Origin of the sequence: Dyadobacter sp. 32 (assembly GCF_902506755.1) — a bacterium.
GTDB lineage: Bacteria > Bacteroidota > Bacteroidia > Cytophagales > Spirosomataceae > Dyadobacter.
Genome location: NZ_LR735258.1, coordinates 1,091,103 through 1,112,560, shown reverse-complemented (window position 1 = coordinate 1,112,560; position 21,458 = coordinate 1,091,103). Strand labels below are relative to the sequence as shown.

The window sequence follows — 21,458 nt, the reverse complement described above, 5'->3', positions numbered from 1 at the left end:
TACCTGAAATGCTTATCTTGCTTTTGTGTACCGGAATGAATCACCTTTAAGCAGTGGATGTTGCCCCTCAAGACCGTCTACGGTTACTTTGAGTACGATATTGTCGGCAAATATTTCAGCGATCCATGGCTCCATGCGGAATTCAAAATAGTTATCGGCATTCTGAATCGGGAAGGTAGAAAAACGTTCCGGGCAAAAATTAAAAAAGAGCTCAATTGAAGCTAACTTACTTTTAGGGCCGATAAAAACTCCTTCAGCATCGCTCTTACCATAGTTCTCGCCGGTTGCGGAGCGTAGCATTACCTCGAAATGGGGCAGCAGCTGGCTATTGGAACTCGTAATCCGGACTATGGTGGAACTGTCTTCGGTTGCTTTGCTGGTCACCAGTGCAAAGTCGGTCTGGGGTTTCGGCCTACTTTTTAAAGTAATGTGGCCATCATTATAGGTCCATCTGCCGCTTCCTTGCCGATCCATCGCACCATAAGAGAAATAGAGCTCAAAGGTACTGTCGGGCTTTAAAAGCAAGGCCGATGCGGTCTCCATTACTCCTTGCAGGTGATATTCCGCAGGAGTCGAAATACGATACTGGGCATGAACTCTGGTTTGAACAAATGAGAATGCTGTGAACAAGCTGATCCCGAACAATAGCTTCATGATGTTTTCCCGTTTTAATTAAATTAACCAATGTTGGCTGGCATTTTGCCGCACATACGGACAATCTAAAATATTGTTCCCCGTATATGCGGTACTGCTGCCTGATTAGCAAGTTACTTAAAATGAGATAGTTTGGAAGCTAAACTTATCTACCGGCCTATTGACGGTTTTTTTATGGAGCCCACCTCACGCAACGTCTCCGGGGCATATTATTTGGCAGACTTTTCGTACTTTGCTACCAAATGTTTTTTAGGTGCCAGGCTGCTCAGGTAGGTATAAATGGCCTCAAGATCGGATTTTTTCATTCCTGCATACATTACCCAAGGCATGGGTGTATTGAGGTCATTTGGTGTCATGTTGGGACTGTGATAGTTGGTGTCGGCATAGGCCTTGAAACGTTGTACAAAACTCTCTTTCGTCCAGCTTCCAATTCCCGTTTCCTTGTCCATGGTAATGTTGGCAGAGCGTACGATTCCGGCGGGTTGCTTAAATTCCATGCCGCCCCCAAATTCTGTTCCGGGAATATTGTTGCCTTTGTCTTTTTGGCTGTGACAATCCACGCAACTGGCAGCACCTATCAGATATTCACCATAAGCGAGTACATCCGAGGTGTCCGGAATGGTTGTAAACGTGGCCGGTGCAGGCATGGTGTTTACCAGAATGTTAATCGGGAAATCGAGCGATGGTTCCGGTATTTGGTTTTCGACGGGTTTTAATGTCCTCAGGTAGGCAATGATGCTAAGCACATCTTCTTTGTCCATTTTTCCATAGCTATGGTAAGGCATTAAAGGAAACAATGGGCTACCATCCTTGCTCACACCGGTGGTTACCGCTCTGAATACTTCGCCGTCCGTCCAGCTTTTAAGGCTGTAAGGTGTAATGTTTCGTGCGTAAATTGTCCCGGGGAAGCCCATATTAGGGTCGAATTTTTCGCCGCCGCTTCCCAGGTCCTTACCCGTAAGAGGTCCGGCAAATTTACTCCAGTCACGTGTACTGTGGCAATCGATACAAACTGTAACATGGTTTGCCAGGTATGCTCCCCGTTCAATCCGCTGTGGTGTAAGCGCTATGGTAAGCGTTTCAGGATCGCCGGTGTTGGGCATTGCAGTTTTTACGTAAGTAATGCCCGCCAGAACGGCTAAAATGAGTACTCCAAGCAGGATACCAATAAATTTGAAGATTTTTTTCATTTTCGTTGAATTAAAATATGGTGAATAATAAAGAAAGGTGAGTTCAACATTTTGGAGGGTTGGCGTGAAGTATAAGGCTGAACCCCTGAACGTTTACCGTTCAGCTTTAAAATAATTTCTGGTATTTGTCTTGTTCATAGACCATTATGCAGCTTCGAAAGCTTATACGACGAGCGCATCGGCAATCGATTTGGCAATGACGGCGACTTGAAGATTTGGATCGTTGCGGTTCGATTCGAAGCTATGCACTTTGTACGGTAATAGGGGTGGTCAAGGCTACCTGAATTGGCCAAAAAGAAGTTGTTTTCTTGCGTTTATTTGTGGTATATTATTTAACGTCGTTAAGTCCTATTCTCTACTTTATTGTAAAGTATTGATTATTAATATTTTGTGTTAATTTAGTCGGGTTTTCGATTCTGGTGTAGCTGTGGACCATTTTAATTGATTTTATCCGGCATATATCTTGATTTGTATGGAAGCCGTAATACGCAGGTGCTCTTGGGAGCGGCTTGTATGTATGGATGCAAATGTTTCCAATAAAATATCTATTTTGCTCGCAGATATAGATTTTCTTATCCTTCAATCAGGTTTGGTACATGGAATACTTCCTTGTTTCATTTTTTCTGCTCCAGTATGTGCGTACGGCACTGGATACCCGGAACGTAATACCGGAGTGGGATCGTAAGGTACTTTTAGCACGCTATGCTTCTGTGGGCTTAATAGCAGCGTATTACATGCTTGATCAGCCGAATTATTTCGACTGGATCTGGAATGCATTTATGCTGCTGCTTCTGTACACAGCCTATAACTATGATGTGTTCAAATCTTTAAGGAGTATTATCCAAGGCATAGTCCCGTTTGTAGCCATTGCCATCTTGAGTGATGCTGCGGAGGTCATTGCTCCTCAGTTTTTTGATCTATATGGATCTTATTTTTCGACTGCTCAGACCTTCGGGTTTATCTTATGCTTCGTGATCTGGTTTTATGCGCGCCGCCAGCAGAATTTATTAATCAAGGAGCGAGCGGAACGGCGTAACGAAGAAATAGAGAATAGAAAACAAAAAGAGTCTCTGGAATTTCTTGTCGCAGAACGAACTTATGAACTTACCCTACAGAAAGAACAACTTCAAAAGACAATTGAGGAATTGAAGTCCACGCAAAATCAACTCATACAGAGTGAAAAGATGGCGTCTTTGGGAGAACTGACTGCCGGGATTGCCCATGAAATTCAAAACCCACTGAATTTTGTGAATAATTTCGCTGAGGTGTCTGTTGAAATTTGCCAGGAGCTTGAGGAGGAAGTCTTGAAAACGGATTTGGGTCAGTCCGAAAAGGACTACATTATTGAAATTCTAGGCGATCTCAGCCAAAATCAGCAAAAAATTGTACATCACGGAAGACGGGCTGATTCCATTGTAAAGGGGATGCTTCAGCATTCCAGGTCGTCTTCGGGCGAGAAGGAGCCAACCGATGTGAACGCTTTGGCAGACGAATATATGCGGTTGGCATACCATGGTTTGAGAGCGAAGGATAAAGAGTTCAATGCCTCGCTGGTAACCGAATTCGATGAGCATATTGGTCTTGTCGACCTTATGCCACAGGATATGGGACGTGTATTCCTGAATTTGTTTACCAATGCTTTTTACGCTGTTTCTGAAAAGAAAAAGGGCCTTGAAGCTGACGGCATCACGAACTATAAGCCAGAGGTAAAAATCGCCACCAAGAAATTCGATAATCGCTTGTTTGTGAGGGTAGAAGACAATGGAATAGGAATGTCTGAGAGTGTAATAGCGAAGATTTTCCAGCCGTTTTTCACCACAAAACCAACAGGGCAGGGGACAGGTCTTGGACTTTCGATGAGTTATGATATCATCACCAATGCACACGGAGGTATTTTGGACGTAGAGTCCGTACCAGGACAAAAGACAGTATTCAAGATTGAGATCCCTGTTTGATCAGTGTAGGAATTATTCAAGATGGGATTTCATTCTAAAAAGTTATGTAGTCAATACTAGCCCCGCGTTTCAATTTTTCGTTTGCTGGATCGAATTTCCCGTTAACCTTTGCTATATTTAGTTCTGCTTTTATTTCAACGTTGGTTTTACCCGTAGCCGGATGATAATGAATGCGTTAAAATTCTGCAACTGTGAATTTTGGATGTCATTTACTATGTACAGTCTTGCTTGCGTATAGGTATTTTCGATATTATTTAGTTTCCAGTTTTTTCATCAAATTTAAGCTATACGCCCATAAGAAATTATATTTTACTGTGATCCGTGTTGAGCTGTCGTAGCTCCTGGTCACCAAATACCTAAACCCAACGTACGTGAAAAACCTCTTCCAGCCTATTTTTAGTAAAACTCCTGAACCGGGGCACGATCTGTCAAATGTCCTTACAGCCGCTGAATTCATCAGCCTGCTGCGTGTTGAAGAAGATTATTTTGATGGAGAACAAAACAATACCAAGCTGATGGTAACTCGGCTTAGGAAAATATTTTATGACCAGTGGGGCTGGAATAGTGAATTGATCAGAGGAGCTGCGGGTGTTGCGATGCGGTACCAGGTGGAAATTCTGATAGATCCCGGTATACATTCCAAACCTGTGCGACGGTACGAGGACAATGAGTACCAACCCAGGCATCGCTTGGTAACGTATAGGAGTGACGACAGGATTTATGGTAACACCAGGGTGGGGCAGGTTCCCGAAATTTACCGCAATGGCCATCAGGAAATTGTGTTGCCAGACGGTAGCTACTGCGATGCAGGTCATGTGCTGGCAGGACTCGATGCTTTTAACTATCGCCAGATAGTGTCACCACTGCCCAATTTTTTACTTTTTCTGAAAAACCTCTTTCCGCATGTGGATTCCAACATGGACATCGTGACCTGGCTGGGAGATATCGCTAGTTCCTCAGGCGATTTTTTGTTTTACTACCTCGCCAATGGAAAGAAAGCACTTGGTATTGAAACGGAACAACATTACATCAATATCGACGCTCCCGGATCAGATATGCTGGGTGATATAGATCCATATGTAATTAAGACTCATTACGATGTTTCAAGCGCTAATGGCAGGCGTGTGTCTGATATTCTGGAAGAATATTATTTTGACACGTCCAAGAAGCGTTCCTTTCGCAGCCGCCGCTACTCTACTTTTTGTACACTAGTTGGTCTAGAGGACTGGAACGGTGAAGTTTTCGGCAACGAAAAGGCATGGCTTTCCTATTACGAAAAGCAATTGCGGGATAACATTTCTTTCCAGGTATTTAGTCTTACTGAGGAAAGCATTAAAAGTATATGGTTGCCTTTGCGGATATATTTCAACGGTTTTCGTGATGTAATCCAATGCGAACTGCTATTGAAGTTGTTTTTAAAGTCTTTGAAAGAATTGATTAAAACAGAACCCCTCTCCTCATTATGACAACATCTCTTAAAGTATTTTATTTGTTTTGCACCTGTGCAGCGATTATCATAATTCCTTACATAGGAGCCTGGATTCATTTTGACGGACATTTTCCGGCGAATTATTTCCAATATCCACCCCTGGTGGCTCCAGAAAAGGCCGGTTTCAGTTTGCCGGTATTTGTGGCGGTAGCCATTATGTTTATTTCCCTGATTGTCCTTTACCTGTTTCCCTCGGTATACGGTTTTAAAAAGGTTACTTCCGTTGCTACACCTCAGATTAATAAGGTCAAGCTACCAGCCTGGTTTTGGGCGGGCCTGGTCATGTGGGGCGGGACTTTGTTTATATTGTGGGGGAAGTTTTCCGAGCCGCGCTGGATTATTCTGTGGGCTGATCTGCCACTTTTCTGGGGCTTTGCGCTGCTGGTTGACGGTTGGGTTTATGTACGGAATGGTGGCAGATCCATCATAAGCAGGTCCCTGCAGGAGTTTATCGGTATTGGCGTCGCGTCTATATCCGGATGGCTGATATTCGAGTACCTCAATTTCTTTGTGGACGACAACTGGATATATCCGAATGGAGCCCTCATACCCGATAACCAGTTCACCATTTACGCGGTCATAGGCTCTGCCGGGCTCATGCCACTTGCGTTTGAGTGGTACACATTGTTTTTAACGTTTGATCGCTTAAAGTACAGGTTTGACGATGGTCCAAAGATCAAGTTGTCGATCGGGGTTATCAATGCCCTTCTGGTATTTTGTTTTGTTTTATTATTCTTCATAGCCTTTTATCCCGATTTGTTGTTCACGCTCCTTTGGGTTGTTCCGCTCATTATCCTGTCTGCTGTTCTGGACAGGCTTAAAATATGGACACCGTTTGAACTGGTAAAAAAAGGAAACTGGTCACCGTTGTTGCTCTTTGCGCTCGCTTATTTTGTTCAGGGATTTTTGCTTGAATTTTGGAATTATTTCAGTGCTTATCACGAGAATGGAAAGATCATATCTGAAACCCCTGCCTACTGGTCTTACAGCGTCCCGTATGTAAATGTTTATCATGTGTTTGAAATGCCTGTTTTGGGACTAATGGGCTACCTTCCCTTTGGCATCTACTGTATTATCTGGTGGGTCGTTTTCGCTTACATGTTGAATATACCCACTCAGTTTGCAGACGAGCGACACATGCATGCTTAGCCATTGTTTGATTTTAGCAAATACTCTGGATAGAAGATGTTGATAACCAAGGCAAACTCATTTACATTAGCCCGCCCCATGAATTACCAAGTCATTTTGAGGGCATGCATCATGATCGTAACGGTCATGGTTTCCCACTTTGCTTCGGCAGACGGTATTGTCTGGGATGGTAAAAAATCCTTTATGGAAATAGCGGACAAGGTTTCTATAATGGAGGATGCTGGAGGGAAGTTAACTATTGATGAGGTAAGTAAAGCCTCCATGTCGACCCGGTTCAAACCCTCGGATCAGCATGTCTTGAATTTTGGGATTTCAGAATCATTTTTCTGGTTAAAATTTTCGTTTTCTAACCCTACAGAGCAAACCCTATGGCTGGAAATGGCTCAGGCATTTTTGCCCTCGGCCGACCTTTATTATAAGGGAGAGGACGGCAAATGGAAAACAAGCTACGCGGGTTACAACATTGAAATAGAGGAGAAGGCGGTCAAAAGCCATTTTCAAGTGTTTCCCTTGCCGGCCGGGCAGCATGATTTTTACCTGCGATTTCAATCGTTCAGCCCGCCAACACCCGTAAGGATATGGCATCATGAGAAGTATGAGGTACAGGCCAACAGGCAAAAGATCATTTACGGGCTTTACGCAGGGGTTTTATTGTTTGTGGTCGTTAATAATATCCTGCTGTTTTTCTCATTTCGCCGGTTTTCCTATTTACACTACGCAGTGGTAGTGCTTATATACATGGCTACAACAGCGGCGGTTTCCGAAGGCTATCTGCCCTATATCGTTTCCAAACCCGATATGATGTATTGGTACCGGGTTATTCCTCAAATCAATATGCCTGTTTTGTGGCTCTACTGCGTTTACTTTCTGGAAGTGAAAAAGTACCTGCCCGCTTTCTACAAAATAGCCTTAGCGATTTTTGCATACTATATTTTGACTATCGTAGTCTGTCATTTTCTTCCCATTTCGCAGACCTTGCTCCTCAATCAGATCAACGCGGTTTCCCTGTTTGCACTGATTGTAGGCATGAGTATACATGTCCGTCGCAAAGGCAATATTTTTGGTTATTATCTCGCTGTAACGTACCTGGTGTTTTGTTTTTTCGTAGTTCTGGAGGCCACTTATATCCAGACTGGATTCCCTCCCTATCTTTTTGGGATCAGCCATACATCGGTGGCTTTGTTGATCGAAGTTTTCTTTCTTTCTTATTTGTTATCAAAACGGTTTGAATGGGAAAAGAAGGAGATTGAAAATGAACGTACAGATGCCAGGCAAAAGTTGTTGGAAAAGACAATTGAAAATGAAAAGATTGTGAAGGAACAGAATATTTCGCTGGAGCAGAAAGTGAATGAACGCACTGCGGAACTGAACCAGTCTCTTACCGATTTACGCGTGCTGCAAAATCAACTGATACAGGCGGAAAAAATGGCCTCCCTCGGTGAGTTAACAGCTGGTATTGCCCACGAAATACAAAACCCTCTGAACTTTGTGAATAACTTTTCAGAAGTGAGTACAGAACTGCTGGATGAAATTAAAGAAGAGCGCCTGAAGGGTGATAAAAGAGACGAAACGGTGGAGGAGGAACTGCTCGGCGATCTGGCTGATAATTTGGTTAAAATCACGCATCATGGAAAGCGTGCCGACAGCATCGTGAAGGGTATGCTGGAACACTCCCGGGCTGGATCAGGTGAAAAGGAGATGACCGACCTGAACGCACTGGCAGATGAATACCTGCGGTTGTCGTATCATGGGCTCAGAGCGAAAGATAAAAGTTTCAATTCCGAGTTTGTGGTGGATCTTGATCCCAAGCTTGGCAAAGTCCGTGTGGTGTCGCAGGACCTGGGCAGGGTATTACTCAATTTAATCAATAACGCCTTTTATGCAGTCAACGAGCTGCGCCAGACAGACCCAGGTTTCAGACCACTGGTCAGCGTCACGACCAAATGTAATCCGGGGGAGGTACAAATTCGGGTTAAAGACAATGGAGCCGGTATTCCGCAAACGATCCGGCAGAAGATTTTCCAACCATTTTTCTCGACCAAACCCACGGGGCAGGGAACGGGTCTGGGTCTTTCTCTAAGCTATGAAATCATTGTAAATGGACATAACGGACGTTTTGAAGTGGAAAGTGTAGAAGGTAAGGGCTCCGAGTTTATAGTAAGTCTTCCGATTACCTAGCTGAGGTGTGCTGTTTGAGTGAAAATGAACGGCACTAGCGGATTTTGACTATCTTCGTTTTGCAACACTTAATTTTTTAGATCCGATAAAATGATGGCTGATTTATGAAAATACTGGTTGTAGATGATGAAATGGACGTCAAATCTTTGTTTGAACAAAAATTCAGAAAAGAAATCCGTAGCGGACAGTTTGTGTTTTCTTTTGCTTTTTCAGGAGAGGAAGCGATTCATTTTTTGGCAAACCATCCGTCGCAGGTGGTCATGATCTTGTCGGACATCAATATGCCGGGAATGAGCGGAATTGAATTGCTGAAATCGATCAGAAAGGATTATCCGTCGGCTCCGCCGCAAGTGATGATGATTACGGCTTACGGAGACCGCCAGAACCACGATCAGGCGATGAAGTTTGGGGCGGATGATTTTCTCACCAAGCCTGTTAATTTTGTCGAATTGAAGGAAAAGTTGATGCTACTGCCTCCATTGGTATAAGTTGGTTCTTTAAAAGTTAACGAAGTGCTTATTATCCTAACCAATTCAATTATTAAATGAAAGCCAAAATACTGGTAGTGGATGATGAAGCTGATCTGGAATTGTTGATCAAACAAAAATTCCGACGACAAATCCGTGAGCAGAAATATGAATTTTTGTTCGCCGGAAACGGTGAAGATGCGTTGGTGGTTTTAGAATCAAATCCGGATATCGATATGGTCCTCAGCGATATCAATATGCCCAAAATGGATGGACTTACCCTGTTGATCAAATTAGGCGAGGTAAGTCCGCTGCTAAAATCGGTTATCGTCTCCGCTTATGGTGATATGGACAATATTCGGACAGCAATGAATCGGGGGGCATTCGATTTTCTTACAAAACCCATTGACTTCAAGGATCTTGAGGTGACCATGGAAAAAACGCTCCGATATGTGGAGCAGTTGAAGAACACGCTGAAGGCAGTCAGGGAAAACGACATTCTCAGGATGTACGTAGATTCTTCTGTTCTGCAGTTTATGACCAGCGATGCATTTGAAAAGTCCCTTTTGTCCAGTGAAAATATTGATGCCACAGTGGTGTTCATGGATATGTGTGGGTTTACATCCATTTCAGAGAAGGAAAACGCGGATGTGGTTGTGCGCCTGATCAATAAATACTTCGATGTAATGGTGAAGGAAATTATTGCGCAGGGTGGGCTTGTTGACAAATTTATGGGGGACGCGGTTATGGCCGTGTTTCGGGGGGCGTATCACCTTGATCGTGCCGTAGAGGCCTCTCTGGCTGTCCGGAATCACATCAATACTTTTAAGGAAGATCTTTCCGATAAAACGGGGTATTATCCCAAGGTGGCCATAGGCCTCAATTCAGGAGAAATGGTCTCCGGCAATATCGGTTCTGCAGCGCTCAGGCGACTGGACTACACCGTGATCGGTGACGTGGTCAACACAGCACAACGATTGCAATCCATCGCCAAGCCGGGCCAGATTGTCATATCTGAAACCGCTTATCTGCAATTAAAAGAGGCGTTTCAATGCGTTCGAATAGGGGAGGTTACCTTAAAAAATAAGGCTAACCCCATGCATATTTACGAAGTGATGGAATAGCATGAGACTGGGCAGAGCGAAACAATATATTCTGGAAAGGCTTCATTCCGATCTTCCTGATCACCTTTATTATCATGGCGTTCATCATGTTCTGGACGTTCTTAAAGCAACATTGACTTTGGCAGAAGGCGAACAAATTCGGGAAGCAGACGCTTTGGTTTTGTTACAAACCGCCGCATTGTATCATGATTCCGGGTTCATATACACCTATAAGGGACATGAAAGCAAAAGTTGCGAGATTGTCCGTACCGTTCTGCCTGCGTTTGAATATAATGATGCTCAGATTGATCAGATATGTGGCATGATTATGGCAACGAAAATACCTCAATCTCCTCAGAATCATTTGGAAAAAATACTTTGTGATGCAGACCTCGACTACCTGGGCCGAGCCGATTTTGTCCCGATAGCTCAGTCTCTTTTTGAAGAGTTGAAAGGGTTGGATATGATCAATGACAAGAATTCCTGGAACGAACTGCAAGTTTCGTTCCTAAGGGAACACAGGTATTGGACGTATACAGCCAGGCAAAGCAGGGATCAGACCAAGCAGCAGCATCTTGAATCGCTGCTACGTAATCAGTAAAACGAGTCACGCTGGTTTTGCCTCAACCATATGCTATGCCGTTAATAAGGTGCTCATTCTTTCGTTCTGAACCCTGATGCGTTGACAAAGTATTCTCAGGACATTTTTTAAAATCTCGTCGCGTTCTTCCATCAGCTCATAAAAGTCTTCCTGATCCATTCGGAATAGCAATAAATCAGTTTCAGCAGAGGCAGTGGCTGATCGGGGTTCGGTATCCATGAGCGCCAGCTCGCCAAAAATCTCCCCCTTATCGAAAAGTGCCAGCCTCTTTTTGTCGTCATAAATGCCTACTTCACCTGAATAGATGATATACATGCTGTCACCGACATCTCCTTTGCCGAAAATTTGTTGACCCTCCGAATAGGTCACTTCCTTCATGATTGGCGCAATGGAGCTTAGTACATTTTCCGGGGTTTGGGAAAATAACTGGGTGTTTTTTAACACGATCACTTTCTCCATCTCGGATATTTTTTGCGTCATTTCAGAATGTTTCATAATTCCATGGGATATAGGTTGTGAACCAGAGATTTGAATATGGGTTGTTTGGCGGATAATGGTTGCCGGGTGAGTTAGAAAAAGTGAGAGATCCTCAGAGTCCTGAATACTGGGCCCCGTGTACTGAATGGCAAGGGCGATAGTCCATGCCGTGAAATACTTGTCCCGATGGATCAGAATATAGTCCAGAATGTGTATAGCCTTGTGAGTATTTCCCAAATATTGGCTCAGCGTTTCGTATCTGGCATTGAGATCTGCATGCTCAAACAAAGCGCGCAAAGCCGGATGTAATGTCCGTGGAAGCAGGCTTTCTATCATTTCAAGGGAGTTGGCACGCCTTTCATTTGATCCGTGTGTGATTCCTTTACGTGCGTTTTGAATAGAGTCTTGGTCATAAAGAAGCATAAAGAGGTTGAATAAGCGCTCAGTCGTAGATTTTAGCTCATAATGCAGGGCATCGGCTAAGGACTGAATAGCAGATAATTCATACATGCCATGCAGTAACTGCGTAGCATGAGCGAGCTCAGCTTCTATACAACCATTCACAAAGTGTTCTGTTTCAGAGGACTGAGGAAAACGGACGAGTGCTTTAAGCACAGATTGCCTTATGAAAGTATTATTAATATTTGTATTTTTAAAATGTATTAAATGTTCTTTACTGTAAATACTTTCAGTAAGTTGTAAAAGTATATTATGGAGTCTTGCTCGCGGATTTTTCTCTGCCTCACGACAAAAATGATACAGCTCCCGGACACCGGCCTGGGTATGAATCCATTTTTCGATGATGGAAATTCCAGGGTCGCCGGTTCGTATAAGTGCATTGATAACCTGCTTGCTTTGCGGGCCGGTTAACAAAGGAATTGTAAGGTTCAATAGCTGGGCATTACCGCTATCGGCTATGACGTCCACTGCGCTCTGCCGCACCACCAGACTGTTATTGGACAGGGAGTTTGTAACGTATTTTTCATAAACGCCCATACCTGTGTACCGAACACATTGTAGGGCCACGATCTGCAATTGTTCTTTTTCCGAATTAAAGAGTTTTTGCAACGTGCCGTGAATTAGGGGAAGGTGTTTGTTGGATTCCCAGCAGCCAATGATGGTGCCACAGACTATATCCGTGTCATCATGGACTAGGTAACCGGCAATCTTTTCCTCAGAGAGCAGACTGTTGGCACAGGCCATTCTTACGGCCAGCGTCTGGCAGCGGGAGTCCGGTTCTGTCTCGATGTAATGGGTAAATGATTCGGGCAAAAAGTCTTTCTTTAATGCTTTTAATGTTTCCAGCGTTTTATACCGAACGGGTACAAAAGGGCTTTGGAGTAATGCAGAGGCATTTTTTACCAGTAAGGATTCTTTGTTTCTGGCCAGCCAGTCTATGGCGTTGATGATCTCTTCTTTTTTGTCACTTTTCAGATTTTCAATGATAATGGGTAATGCTTCTCCGGGTGCAGCCATTTCACCGCTACGAAGAAACCGCTTGCTGATTGCACTCTTCAGTTCGAGTACATATTGCGCATAGGCTTTGCGGAAAATGATCAGGGCTGCCAATGCGAAGAGCAGAGAAAGATCAAAAGTAAGACTCAGATTGGACCATTGCATCGTGTACACAATCCAGAGAATTAAGCCTGATAACAGCATTCCCAGTGGTTCAAAGAGTCCTTTTGCCAGCGTGTGTCCCTTTAATCGGTTTTTAGTGGACAATGGCTGAAAAAGCACCAGAAACACCGGGTCATAGATCGTGCGCCGAACCATTTCAAAAAGAATGTAAGCCAGACAATAGTAGACGAGCAGAGAGGGCTCATCCTTACGGAAGTAGGACGACACGATTAAGCCAAGGGAAGTAACAATGCTTGTAGCAGGCAGAAGGTACAAGGTAAAGCCCACTCCGAACTTTTCTACGATTTTGCCCGAAAACAGCAATTTAATGACAGTAGAAATAAGGTAAGTGGCCGTCAGCAGGGATCCGATAAAAATAATTACATCGTGCTGACTGTGGAATTTGTATTTGACATTCACAAAAAAATGATATTCAATCCAGGTGGCGGCTGCGGCAATAAAGACCATTCCCAGGCATAACGCGGTTACCAGGCCGTTTCCACCAAAATACTTTTGAATAATCTTCGAACGCGGTGGCGCACTGTTGCGGGTTGCGCCATGGTGAGGATCGGGAACATCGGTACGCAGAAATGTAAGTTTTTGCGTATAAAAAGCAAGTGCAAAAAAAACAAGCGAGATCAGTAGGAGAATCATGAGTACCGATGGCGTGTGAATCACTACGGCGAGTACGGCTCCAAGCGCCTTTGCAGGCATATCTCCGGAACCAATGACGCTGAATATTCTTTTACTCTGCCGAACATCGAATACCACGGCTGATAACCCCCAGAACTCCAGATTGATCAGCAGGTATATGATTCTGTAACCCACCATAATGGCGATAGCGGTAGCCACGCCGTGGCCTTGCCACAATAATCCCATCACCACCAATACCATGAATAGCGAGGCCATCATGGTGCCCGTGCTAAGCTTTTCCAGCAACAGGTGGTGCTCGAAATATTCATAGACCTTGCCGGCCAGCATGACGGCAAGAGCGGAGAGTACATAGGCTATGGGTAAAGAATATTCAGGATGATTTTCCAATAGCAGGATGTTGGCTGAGACATATACCAGTGTGGTGCCTACATTGACAAAAAAATTATGGAGAAAGAACAGAAGGGTCTGTAACGAGATTTTACCAGGGAATTTGTTCGTTTTTAAATATTCTGTCATAAGTGGTTTAAAGCTAACTTCATTCCTGTAAAACTAAGCACAAATTTTTCCTTTTTAAAAATGGAAAAATTAGACCGCAGCTTGAGGGTAGCGGGTGGTTAATAGTCGGGATCAGGGGCGGATGATTAACACGGAGGGCGAGCTGGATAGCCATTCTTGATGGGCTTCGACCTCATTTGTCCAGCTATCCATTCCAACTAGCACCAAATCCTGGCTGACTAGAAACTCCGCCCTCAGTGTATTGTCGGAATACATTTGGACGCGGTCCGCGCGCGTTCCAGTCATTTGATGTACCGCTTCATACATTTCACCGGATTCGGAAATGATGCCTGTGATATCTGCAATTACGATACGGACATGAGGATTTGCCAGCAACCGTTTACCGTACGAAAGTATATATTTATCATGCGAGGAGAATATGGGGATGAAAACATGCTGAATTTTAGTCAGGTTCCTTTCAATAAAAATGCCCACCGGAACGTGTACCGATTTGACGATCTGAGCGGTTTGTTCGTCAAAAATTCCGGTGGTGAAAAGTTTATCCTTGCCGGTTATAGAGTCGAGAAGTCGGGCGGGACTGATGATCCTGGTGGTGAAACCTAAAATTTTCTTCAGAATGGTTCCTTCAAACACTGAATGCCCTATTCCGAGGAGAAGCAGGTCAAACTTACCGGAATTGGCATTTTCTACAATGTCATGGGTTATATCCTGTGAAGGTTTTAAAAGTTGATTCACGGTAACGCTTAAAATTCCCGCTTCCTCCTGTATCGGGCGGAATGTTTCTTCGTGATACTCCTCCGTGTTCACCTGATTGAGGTAGCTGCTGGGTGACAGATGTAGCGCGGTGATATTATTTTCAGGTACTTTCGAGCCCGTGAGGGAACTGGCAAGCCGAAGCATTTGTCTGCCACCCTGCGGACTTGCAAAGGCAAACAGGATTGCAAATCGTGAGGGGAGGAGCTGTCCTGATCCAGGACTGACACTTTTGTCAGGAAGAAATTTATCAATGATATCCAGCGCGGGGCCTGTCATACAGGTTGTGACCAAGGCCATAATGACCATCATGGCAAATATCGGGGGCGATAGTACGCCGATGTCATATCCTATGTTTAGCACAACGAGCTCCATGAGCCCCCTGGTGTTCATCAATGATCCGATAATCAGACTTTCGCGCCAACTTTGTTTAACAAAACGTGCCGCCAGAGCACTGCCGAGAAACTTGCCTGCCACTGCTGTAATGATAATCAGGGCTGTAACCATCCAGGCGTGACGGTCATTGAGTAGTCCTACCTGCGTGCGAAGGCCTGTGAAGACAAAGAAAAGTGGAAGAAGAAGTACCATAGACACATCCTCAACCTTTTCTATAAACAGGTTTCTGAAACCCTGGTTTGACGGCATCACAACACCGGCCATAAAAGCACCAAAGAGCGCGTGAATGCCAATGATTTCGGTACAATAGGAAGACAGCAGGAGAATAATAAAGAAAATGCCTACGATGGGTTTTGTAAGTCCTTCCTTGTATGCGTAGTGATCGCCAATCCGTTTGAGGAAGGGTTTCACGGCAATCAGCATGAAGCAGACGTATAATCCGGCAAGGGCTATTGTAAACAGTGCACTCACAAAGGTACCCGCCTTTACGATGGCCACGACAATGGCCAGTATGCACCAGGCTGTGATATCGTCCGTTGCCGCACAAGTGATGACCATGGTGCCGAGCTTAGTTTTAGAGAGACCTTTTTCCTGGACAATTCTTGCCAGTACAGGAAAGGCTGTGATGCTCATGGCTATGCCAATGAAGAGGGAAAAGGAAAGAAAGCTGATACCTGCGGGTGCGTATTGCTGATACATATACAAAGCAAGTGCTACACCCAGTGCAAATGGGAAAATAATGCTTGCATGGCTGATGACGATAGCCTCCTGCGCTTTGGTTTTCAAGATTTTCAGATCGAGCTCCATTCCGATGATGAACATAAATAAGATCAGCCCAATCTGACTGAGAAACTGAAGATTACCCAGCGATTCTTTAGGGAACAGGAATGCAGAAAATTCGGGCAGATACATACCAACAAACGAGGGTCCGAGTAAAATCCCTGCTGCAATCTCACCGATTACTGTTGGTTGTCCTATCGCTTTGCAAATAACACCCAGTATTCGGGCTACAACGATGATCGTCACCATTTGCAAAAGCAGAAGAGCCAGAGGGTGGGTCAGGTTAATGGAGAGGGTGTTTGTGACCTGCGTCCAGACGCCACCGGTTAGGCTATTTTGTAGGCCAGGCATGGTAGTCGTCTCGAGCTTTTGACCAGTTCCTAGAAATAAATACAGTGCCGCGGAAAACAAGACAAGGCTAATTACATAGAATAAAATATTTCTTAGATTCTTCATATTTGTGGTGGAGTACATATTGCAAAATACGAAAATTATGAAAAAGGGCATGGAAAATCTCAGGTTAACGTTTTGTTATCTCTTTGGGGTGAATCTATGTCATGTTGTTGATTACGAGTATGATAGGGCAATTTTTTTTGGCCTGTATCTTTTTATTACGGAAAAATGATCCGCTAAATTTTGAAATCTTAGCAAAAGGTTCTAACCTTGGGGTAATGAATTTATTCATGTCCAGTTATAGTATTAATTTTAAACATTGAAGCGGCGGTAGGTTTGACCGTAGAATATTCAAACCAAAACATACTATCCTATTAGTATTTTTCTACTTAGTACGTCTTTTATCCTAAGGATATACTCAATTCCCCTCATCGTTAATATTCGTTAGAACTGAAAGAAGAGCCTCCATCTTTCAGATGATTTTTTTCTATTGTTTAATTTTTAAGCATTATCTATCTATTAACAATTATTTATTATTCATGAAATTTTTACGAAATCTGGCTCACCTGAGTCTTGTCGTGGGGTTATTTGTCACGGCCTCCAGTTCCAGGGGAGTTGCGCAGACATCGGTTACTTGTAAGGGATTTACTTTTACAGATGGGGTAGTTATCGGCAATGATAACGGAAATGTAATTACAAAGATCCTGAACAAACGTGTGTATGTCGAAAGAAACGGCGCACTTGCTGACAATCTTGGGATTTACTATGCCATGAAACCTGGAAACTATTCTACTCTGAACCAGGATCAGTGGTGGGGTTGTGTGAATCCGTTGGATCCAAGTGTTAACGGAAGTAATATGTTGGGAGATCAGGTAGGAGACGCCATTCCTTGTAACGGTAAACTTATTACAAAGGACAGGTGGTTAAACTTTTACCGTGGGGACGATAATTTCAGGACTTTCAATGTGGCCAAAATCGATAAAGGTGTGTTAAGAGTGCACGCGCTAAGAAAAGATCCAAATACGACGCCCAGCCAGTCGGAACTAAATCTTACCTATGCGGACGGTGTACGGTTTAATATAGGTCTGCTTGAAGCAGGATGGTATAATACTGGTCACAACAATGACAATCCAGACGAACCTACACTTACCAAGGCTGAAATAGACGGGTGCTTTTACAAAGATGATGTAAAGTTTGCAGACTGTATTTCCACCCCAGTGATTGGAACCATTTCTTCTATTTCACAAACGGGACTCAGCTTTTCATTTACTGGTTTCACAGGAGGTATTTTCTCCAAAATCGCCTGGCGTATCATCCCTAGCGTGACAAATAAAGCGAACGAGCGGTCGGGACAAATCAATTCGCCCAACGCATCCGGAACCAACTTCTCCTTCGCGTCCCTGCCTGCTGGTACCTACACGCTGCAGGTGGAAGGTGGCGACTGTAGTTCATCCGTAAATTCTAAAACGTTTGTAATTTCTTCTGGCAATGCCTGCACGCAAAATCCTGTAATTGGTAACATAACACCGATAACACAAACAGGATTGACGTTCAGTTTCACCGGAACGGGCCTTCCAAACCTTACCTGGCGGATTAAGCCTGTGGTAGCTAATGCCAACAATGAGAGAAGCGGAAAGACAGGCGCCGTAAGTAATGCCGGTGTAAGCCTGACGTTTGCATCACTTCCTTACGGTGATTACAATCTGGAGATTGAAGGTGGAGATTGTTCGTCCACCGTCAGTACGAAGTCATTTACTATATCCAAGCCAAACTGCTCCACGGCTCCCGTGATTACCGGTATTTCAAATATTTCTGGTACAGGACTTACTTTAGCGTTTTCAGGTGGTGGATTGCCTAATTCGCTGGCATGGGTTATAAAAAATAGTTCTAACAGTACGGTGGCGAGTGGTACCACAGCAAGTCTATCTACAGGAAGTGTTGCTTTAAGTTTCAGCAACTTGCCCGTTGGTAATTATACGTTGGAGATACAAGGTGGTTCATGTGCTTCCTTGGTAAGCACATCCAATTTTTCGGTACCAAGAATTCCATGCCCTAGTGGACCTACACTTAGAGATGTTTACAACAAAAACGTTTCCGGCTTAACTTTCAACTTTGCCGGTAACGGCGTACATTCGATTAGCTGGCGTATTCTTTCTGTATCAGGATCTCCGTTAAGAACTAGTACGACAGATATTACTCCTACCAATGATCGTCCTTCGATTTCTTACGGGGCGCTTCCAAATAATACCTGGTATGGCTTGGAAATTCAGGGAGGTAATACCTGCGTTTCTACTCCCAGTCTTATGCTTTTTGAATTAGGAGTTGCCGGGCCGCTGCCCATTTATATTGCTGACTTTGCAGCTACTGCTAAGAAGGAAGGAGTGGCACTTTCCTGGAAAGTTGTTTCGGAACAGAATGGGGAAGGATTCCAGGTTCTTCGGTTTGATTCCAATGCCAAGACACCACACATCATTGCATCAATTCCCTTGAGTGATGCAAAAATAGGTACCTATAATTATTTGGATAAGAATCCGGCCAATGGGGTCAACTACTATCAATTAAAGCAGATAGACACCGACGGATCGTTCACTACCAGCAGAATCATCAATGTGAATTTTGATGGCGTTTATGGAATGTTTATGGCGCCAAATCCAGCTCGGGAATTTGTGGACGTAGAATTTGAATCCGGAATAAATGGAACTGCCTCTTTCGATACGTACAGCACAGCTGGAATAAAAGTTTTGAACTCTAAACACAAAGTGAAGATAGGCCAAAATAAAATTCGCATGAATGTTTCCAATCTTGCAGAAGGCAGTTACATTCTCAAAATGGATAATGGTGCTGTTTCAAGGAGTCTTCGTTTCCTCAAGGTTCAGTAAAAGGAGTTCGGAAGAAGGCTTAGTGCAGTAGTATACATGGAGGGTAGGAAAAGTGTTTCCCTCCTTGAAAAGTTAAAAAAGCGGCAGGATAAAATTTATTTTTATCCTGCCGCTTTTTTAACTTTTAGATTTAATCCACAATCAACCAGCTATTCAGGGTAAATGATCGGGTTATTTCACAACTTTAAGCTTACCCTGCATCAGCGTGTAGTGTCCTGGAAAGGTACACACGTATTGGTACACGCCGGGCTGCTTTGGCGCAATAAAGAAGATAGACTCTGTCTTTTCAGGTTCCACAATGTTGGTATGAAAAAGAACGTCAGCCGTTTTGGGAACATAATTCATTTCAGATCCTTTCAAGCCCAAATTTAACCCCAGTTCGCCCACAGAATTTGCGGCACCTGGCTTGGTGATGACCAGGTTATGCAGCATGTCATCGTTATTATTAAAGATTATCTGAATCCTGCTTCCGGCTTTTACCTGAATGTCCGATATGTCGAATTTCAATCCCGGTACGGTTCCAATGGTGATGACCTGGTCGGGGCCGTTTTTCCAATCCGCAGGTAACGAAACCACCCGTTTAGCCGAAGAAGCGGTAGAAGTTGCTACGCTGGATACAGCCGCGCTGTGACTGTTGTGATCTTGCACACCGGGCTTCACAGAGGTAGTGAACTGAGCAGGATCGACAAGGCTGCCTCCGGCAATTTCATTCAACGTGTAATACCCGGTAGCATGCAGTAGACTGGTGCCTTCGGCGGACTTTACACCCTCCGCCTTCAGCTCATGCACATAGCCCTTCCTCAAAGCAGCAGGATCGAGTACCAATCTTACCCGCATGCCATCATCAGATACCACTATTCCCTTCAATGTCAGTTCTTTGGTATTGATAATCGGGCTGCCATACGTATGGTGATATTTGTAATTGAAGCTGCTCAGCTTGTATGCTTCTGCATTGGCGGCCGTTTTTTTGTCTATTGGCATGGTGAATGTAATTTCGAACCCATCGGGCATTGAGCGTACATTTTTCATTTCAAATGGCATCTTACCTGTCCATACCAGTCGCTGAATTCCAAACTTTTCCTTCCCTGTTGCCGCCCAGCCCCTGCTTGTTTGCCCTACAAAAAGAGATCCGTCGAGTCCCCAGTTCAGACGAAGTACCCCCGACATAAACCCTTCACGGAAAGGAAACACCGTACCTTGCCAGGTACCATTTACTTTTTCAAGATCTACACGTGTAATAATGCTATGTCCCTGATCGCCCACAAACATCTGGCCTGCAAATGGGCCAAAGGCGCCATTGGTGACATCTTCTTTAAAATCTGACGTTGATATGCCCACCAGCGTATGCGGAAACCATACCGTTGGTGGTTTTATACCTGGTGTTGTTTTGGAAACATCGTACAGGGGTTCTCCGGTGTCTGGTATATCTTCAGGTTTCAGTTTTACCGGAGATCCTTCTTCTCCACTCCACCTTAATCCCGCAGGATTCCCTGCGAAATCACCTTTTTCCAGGTGCGTCATACGTCCGGATCCAACCCAGTCGCCCTGATTTTCAGTATAAAAAATGTCACCTTTGTAAGACCCGAATCCGGATGGAGAGCGGAGGCCGGTTGCGTACGGGGTGAGTTTACCCTCTTCGCCAAGTTTGAGCATCCAGCCGCGCCATTTAGACTGGCTGGCTCCTTTTCCAACCCAGTCCAGATTCAGTGTTACCAGCATTTCTCCATTGGGCATGGCAACCGGGCCATAGGAATACTGATGGTAGTTGCCGGAAAGGGGCCATTGTGAAAAGGAATCGTAGACATCAGCCACGCCATCATTATCTGTATCTGCAAGACGTGTCACTTCTCCACGTTGGGAAATCAGAAAATCTTTTCCCCTGTATAAAAGTCCAAGGGGCTCGTGAAGGCCGGATGCAAAGCGTTGGAAAGAGGGCCTTCCATCACCTTTGAGATAGGGATTTCCTATCAGCCACACCTCCCCCCGCCGTGTGGACGCGGCAAGACGACCATCAGGAAGCACGGCCATACCCCCAACTTCCATTTTGATATTTTCAGGAATGGGAATTGTGATGATGCGGTAATAATCATCTTCACCTTTTGATTTTGGTTGCGCAATGACGCCTGCTGCTGCAAAGGTTAACAGGCATGTAAGTATTGTATTTTTCATCTGACAAAGTACGCTGTTGTGATTAAATATTGTCTGTT

General features: G+C 44.3%; 13 protein-coding genes. 8 read left to right on the top strand and 5 right to left on the bottom strand.

Translation table 11 applies throughout. The features are described from left to right. Positions 1-12: 12 nt before the first annotated feature. A complete protein-coding gene (locus DYADSP32_RS04360; RefSeq protein WP_149243867.1) occupies positions 13-654 on the bottom strand; it encodes a hypothetical protein in 642 nt (213 codons plus the stop codon). 209 nt (positions 655-863) lie between these two features. Then, a complete protein-coding gene (locus DYADSP32_RS04355; protein WP_149243868.1) occupies positions 864-1,844 on the bottom strand; it encodes a c-type cytochrome in 981 nt (326 codons plus the stop codon). Between the two features lie 596 nt (positions 1,845-2,440). Here DYADSP32_RS04355 and DYADSP32_RS04350 point away from each other — a divergent pair. The 7 genes from DYADSP32_RS04350 (at position 2,441) to DYADSP32_RS04320 (ending at position 10,786) form a co-directional block, all read left to right on the top strand. Continuing rightward, positions 2,441-3,799 carry an ATP-binding protein gene (locus DYADSP32_RS04350; protein WP_149243869.1) on the top strand — a complete coding sequence of 453 codons (1,359 nt, stop codon included), beginning with the start codon at positions 2,441-2,443 and terminating at the stop codon, positions 3,797-3,799. A gap of 371 nt (positions 3,800-4,170) precedes the next feature. Further along, positions 4,171-5,265, top strand: coding sequence for a hypothetical protein (locus DYADSP32_RS04345; protein ID WP_149243870.1), 1,095 nt, complete (start codon positions 4,171-4,173; stop codon positions 5,263-5,265). Next, on the top strand, positions 5,262-6,437 hold the full coding sequence (locus DYADSP32_RS04340) for a hypothetical protein (RefSeq protein ID WP_149243871.1): 1,176 nt from the start codon (positions 5,262-5,264) through the stop codon (positions 6,435-6,437). The genes DYADSP32_RS04345 and DYADSP32_RS04340 overlap by 4 nt, the downstream gene beginning before the upstream one ends. 78 nt (positions 6,438-6,515) lie before the next feature. Continuing rightward, a complete protein-coding gene (locus DYADSP32_RS04335) occupies positions 6,516-8,615 on the top strand; it encodes a 7TM-DISM domain-containing protein (protein WP_414617511.1) in 2,100 nt (699 codons plus the stop codon). 104 nt (positions 8,616-8,719) lie between these two features. After that, the gene (locus tag DYADSP32_RS04330) at positions 8,720-9,103 is read left to right on the top strand and encodes a response regulator (RefSeq protein ID WP_149243873.1); all 384 of its coding nucleotides are present in this window, start codon (positions 8,720-8,722) and stop codon (positions 9,101-9,103) included. Between the two features lie 56 nt (positions 9,104-9,159). Continuing rightward, complete coding sequence (locus tag DYADSP32_RS04325; RefSeq protein WP_149243874.1) at positions 9,160-10,206, top strand: adenylate/guanylate cyclase domain-containing response regulator; 1,047 nt, start codon at positions 9,160-9,162, stop codon at positions 10,204-10,206. A gap of 1 nt (position 10,207) precedes the next feature. Continuing rightward, positions 10,208-10,786 carry an HD domain-containing protein gene (locus DYADSP32_RS04320; protein WP_149243875.1) on the top strand — a complete coding sequence of 193 codons (579 nt, stop codon included), beginning with the start codon at positions 10,208-10,210 and terminating at the stop codon, positions 10,784-10,786. A gap of 33 nt (positions 10,787-10,819) precedes the next feature. Here the strand turns inward: DYADSP32_RS04320 and DYADSP32_RS04315 are convergent, their stop codons facing one another. Together DYADSP32_RS04315 and DYADSP32_RS04310 are read right to left on the bottom strand one after the other, a co-directional pair. Next, positions 10,820-14,050, bottom strand: coding sequence for a cyclic nucleotide-binding domain-containing protein (locus tag DYADSP32_RS04315; RefSeq protein ID WP_149243876.1), 3,231 nt, complete (start codon positions 14,048-14,050; stop codon positions 10,820-10,822). Positions 14,051-14,161: 111 nt separating this feature from the next. Then, positions 14,162-16,435 carry a cation:proton antiporter gene (locus DYADSP32_RS04310; RefSeq protein WP_149243877.1) on the bottom strand — a complete coding sequence of 758 codons (2,274 nt, stop codon included), beginning with the start codon at positions 16,433-16,435 and terminating at the stop codon, positions 14,162-14,164. Positions 16,436-16,911: 476 nt separating this feature from the next. Between DYADSP32_RS04310 and DYADSP32_RS04305 the strand changes: the two genes are divergently transcribed. Further along, a complete protein-coding gene (locus tag DYADSP32_RS04305) occupies positions 16,912-19,251 on the top strand; it encodes a T9SS type A sorting domain-containing protein (protein WP_149243878.1) in 2,340 nt (779 codons plus the stop codon). A gap of 171 nt (positions 19,252-19,422) precedes the next feature. On the opposite strand, the gene DYADSP32_RS04300 is transcribed toward DYADSP32_RS04305, so the two are convergent. Next, positions 19,423-21,420 (bottom strand): plastocyanin/azurin family copper-binding protein, encoded by a 1,998-nt coding sequence (locus DYADSP32_RS04300; protein WP_149243879.1) that lies wholly within the window; start codon positions 21,418-21,420, stop codon positions 19,423-19,425. Positions 21,421-21,458 lie beyond the last annotated feature (38 nt).

Bases quoted from the DNA above. Each gene is read 5' to 3' on its own strand.
- DYADSP32_RS04335 (WP_414617511.1), top strand. From the start codon at position 6,516: ATGAATTACCAAGTCATTTTGAGGGCATGCATCATGATCGTAACGGTC.
- DYADSP32_RS04350 (WP_149243869.1), top strand. From the start codon at position 2,441: ATGGAATACTTCCTTGTTTCATTTTTTCTGCTCCAGTATGTGCGTACG.
- DYADSP32_RS04355 (WP_149243868.1), bottom strand. From the start codon at position 1,844: ATGAAAAAAATCTTCAAATTTATTGGTATCCTGCTTGGAGTACTCATT.
- DYADSP32_RS04310 (WP_149243877.1), bottom strand. From the start codon at position 16,435: ATGAAGAATCTAAGAAATATTTTATTCTATGTAATTAGCCTTGTCTTG.
- DYADSP32_RS04330 (WP_149243873.1), top strand. From the start codon at position 8,720: ATGAAAATACTGGTTGTAGATGATGAAATGGACGTCAAATCTTTGTTT.
- DYADSP32_RS04360 (WP_149243867.1), bottom strand. From the start codon at position 654: ATGAAGCTATTGTTCGGGATCAGCTTGTTCACAGCATTCTCATTTGTT.
- DYADSP32_RS04315 (WP_149243876.1), bottom strand. From the start codon at position 14,050: ATGACAGAATATTTAAAAACGAACAAATTCCCTGGTAAAATCTCGTTA.
- DYADSP32_RS04320 (WP_149243875.1), top strand. From the start codon at position 10,208: ATGAGACTGGGCAGAGCGAAACAATATATTCTGGAAAGGCTTCATTCC.
- DYADSP32_RS04340 (WP_149243871.1), top strand. From the start codon at position 5,262: ATGACAACATCTCTTAAAGTATTTTATTTGTTTTGCACCTGTGCAGCG.
- DYADSP32_RS04325 (WP_149243874.1), top strand. From the start codon at position 9,160: ATGAAAGCCAAAATACTGGTAGTGGATGATGAAGCTGATCTGGAATTG.
- DYADSP32_RS04300 (WP_149243879.1), bottom strand. From the start codon at position 21,420: ATGAAAAATACAATACTTACATGCCTGTTAACCTTTGCAGCAGCAGGC.
- DYADSP32_RS04305 (WP_149243878.1), top strand. From the start codon at position 16,912: ATGAAATTTTTACGAAATCTGGCTCACCTGAGTCTTGTCGTGGGGTTA.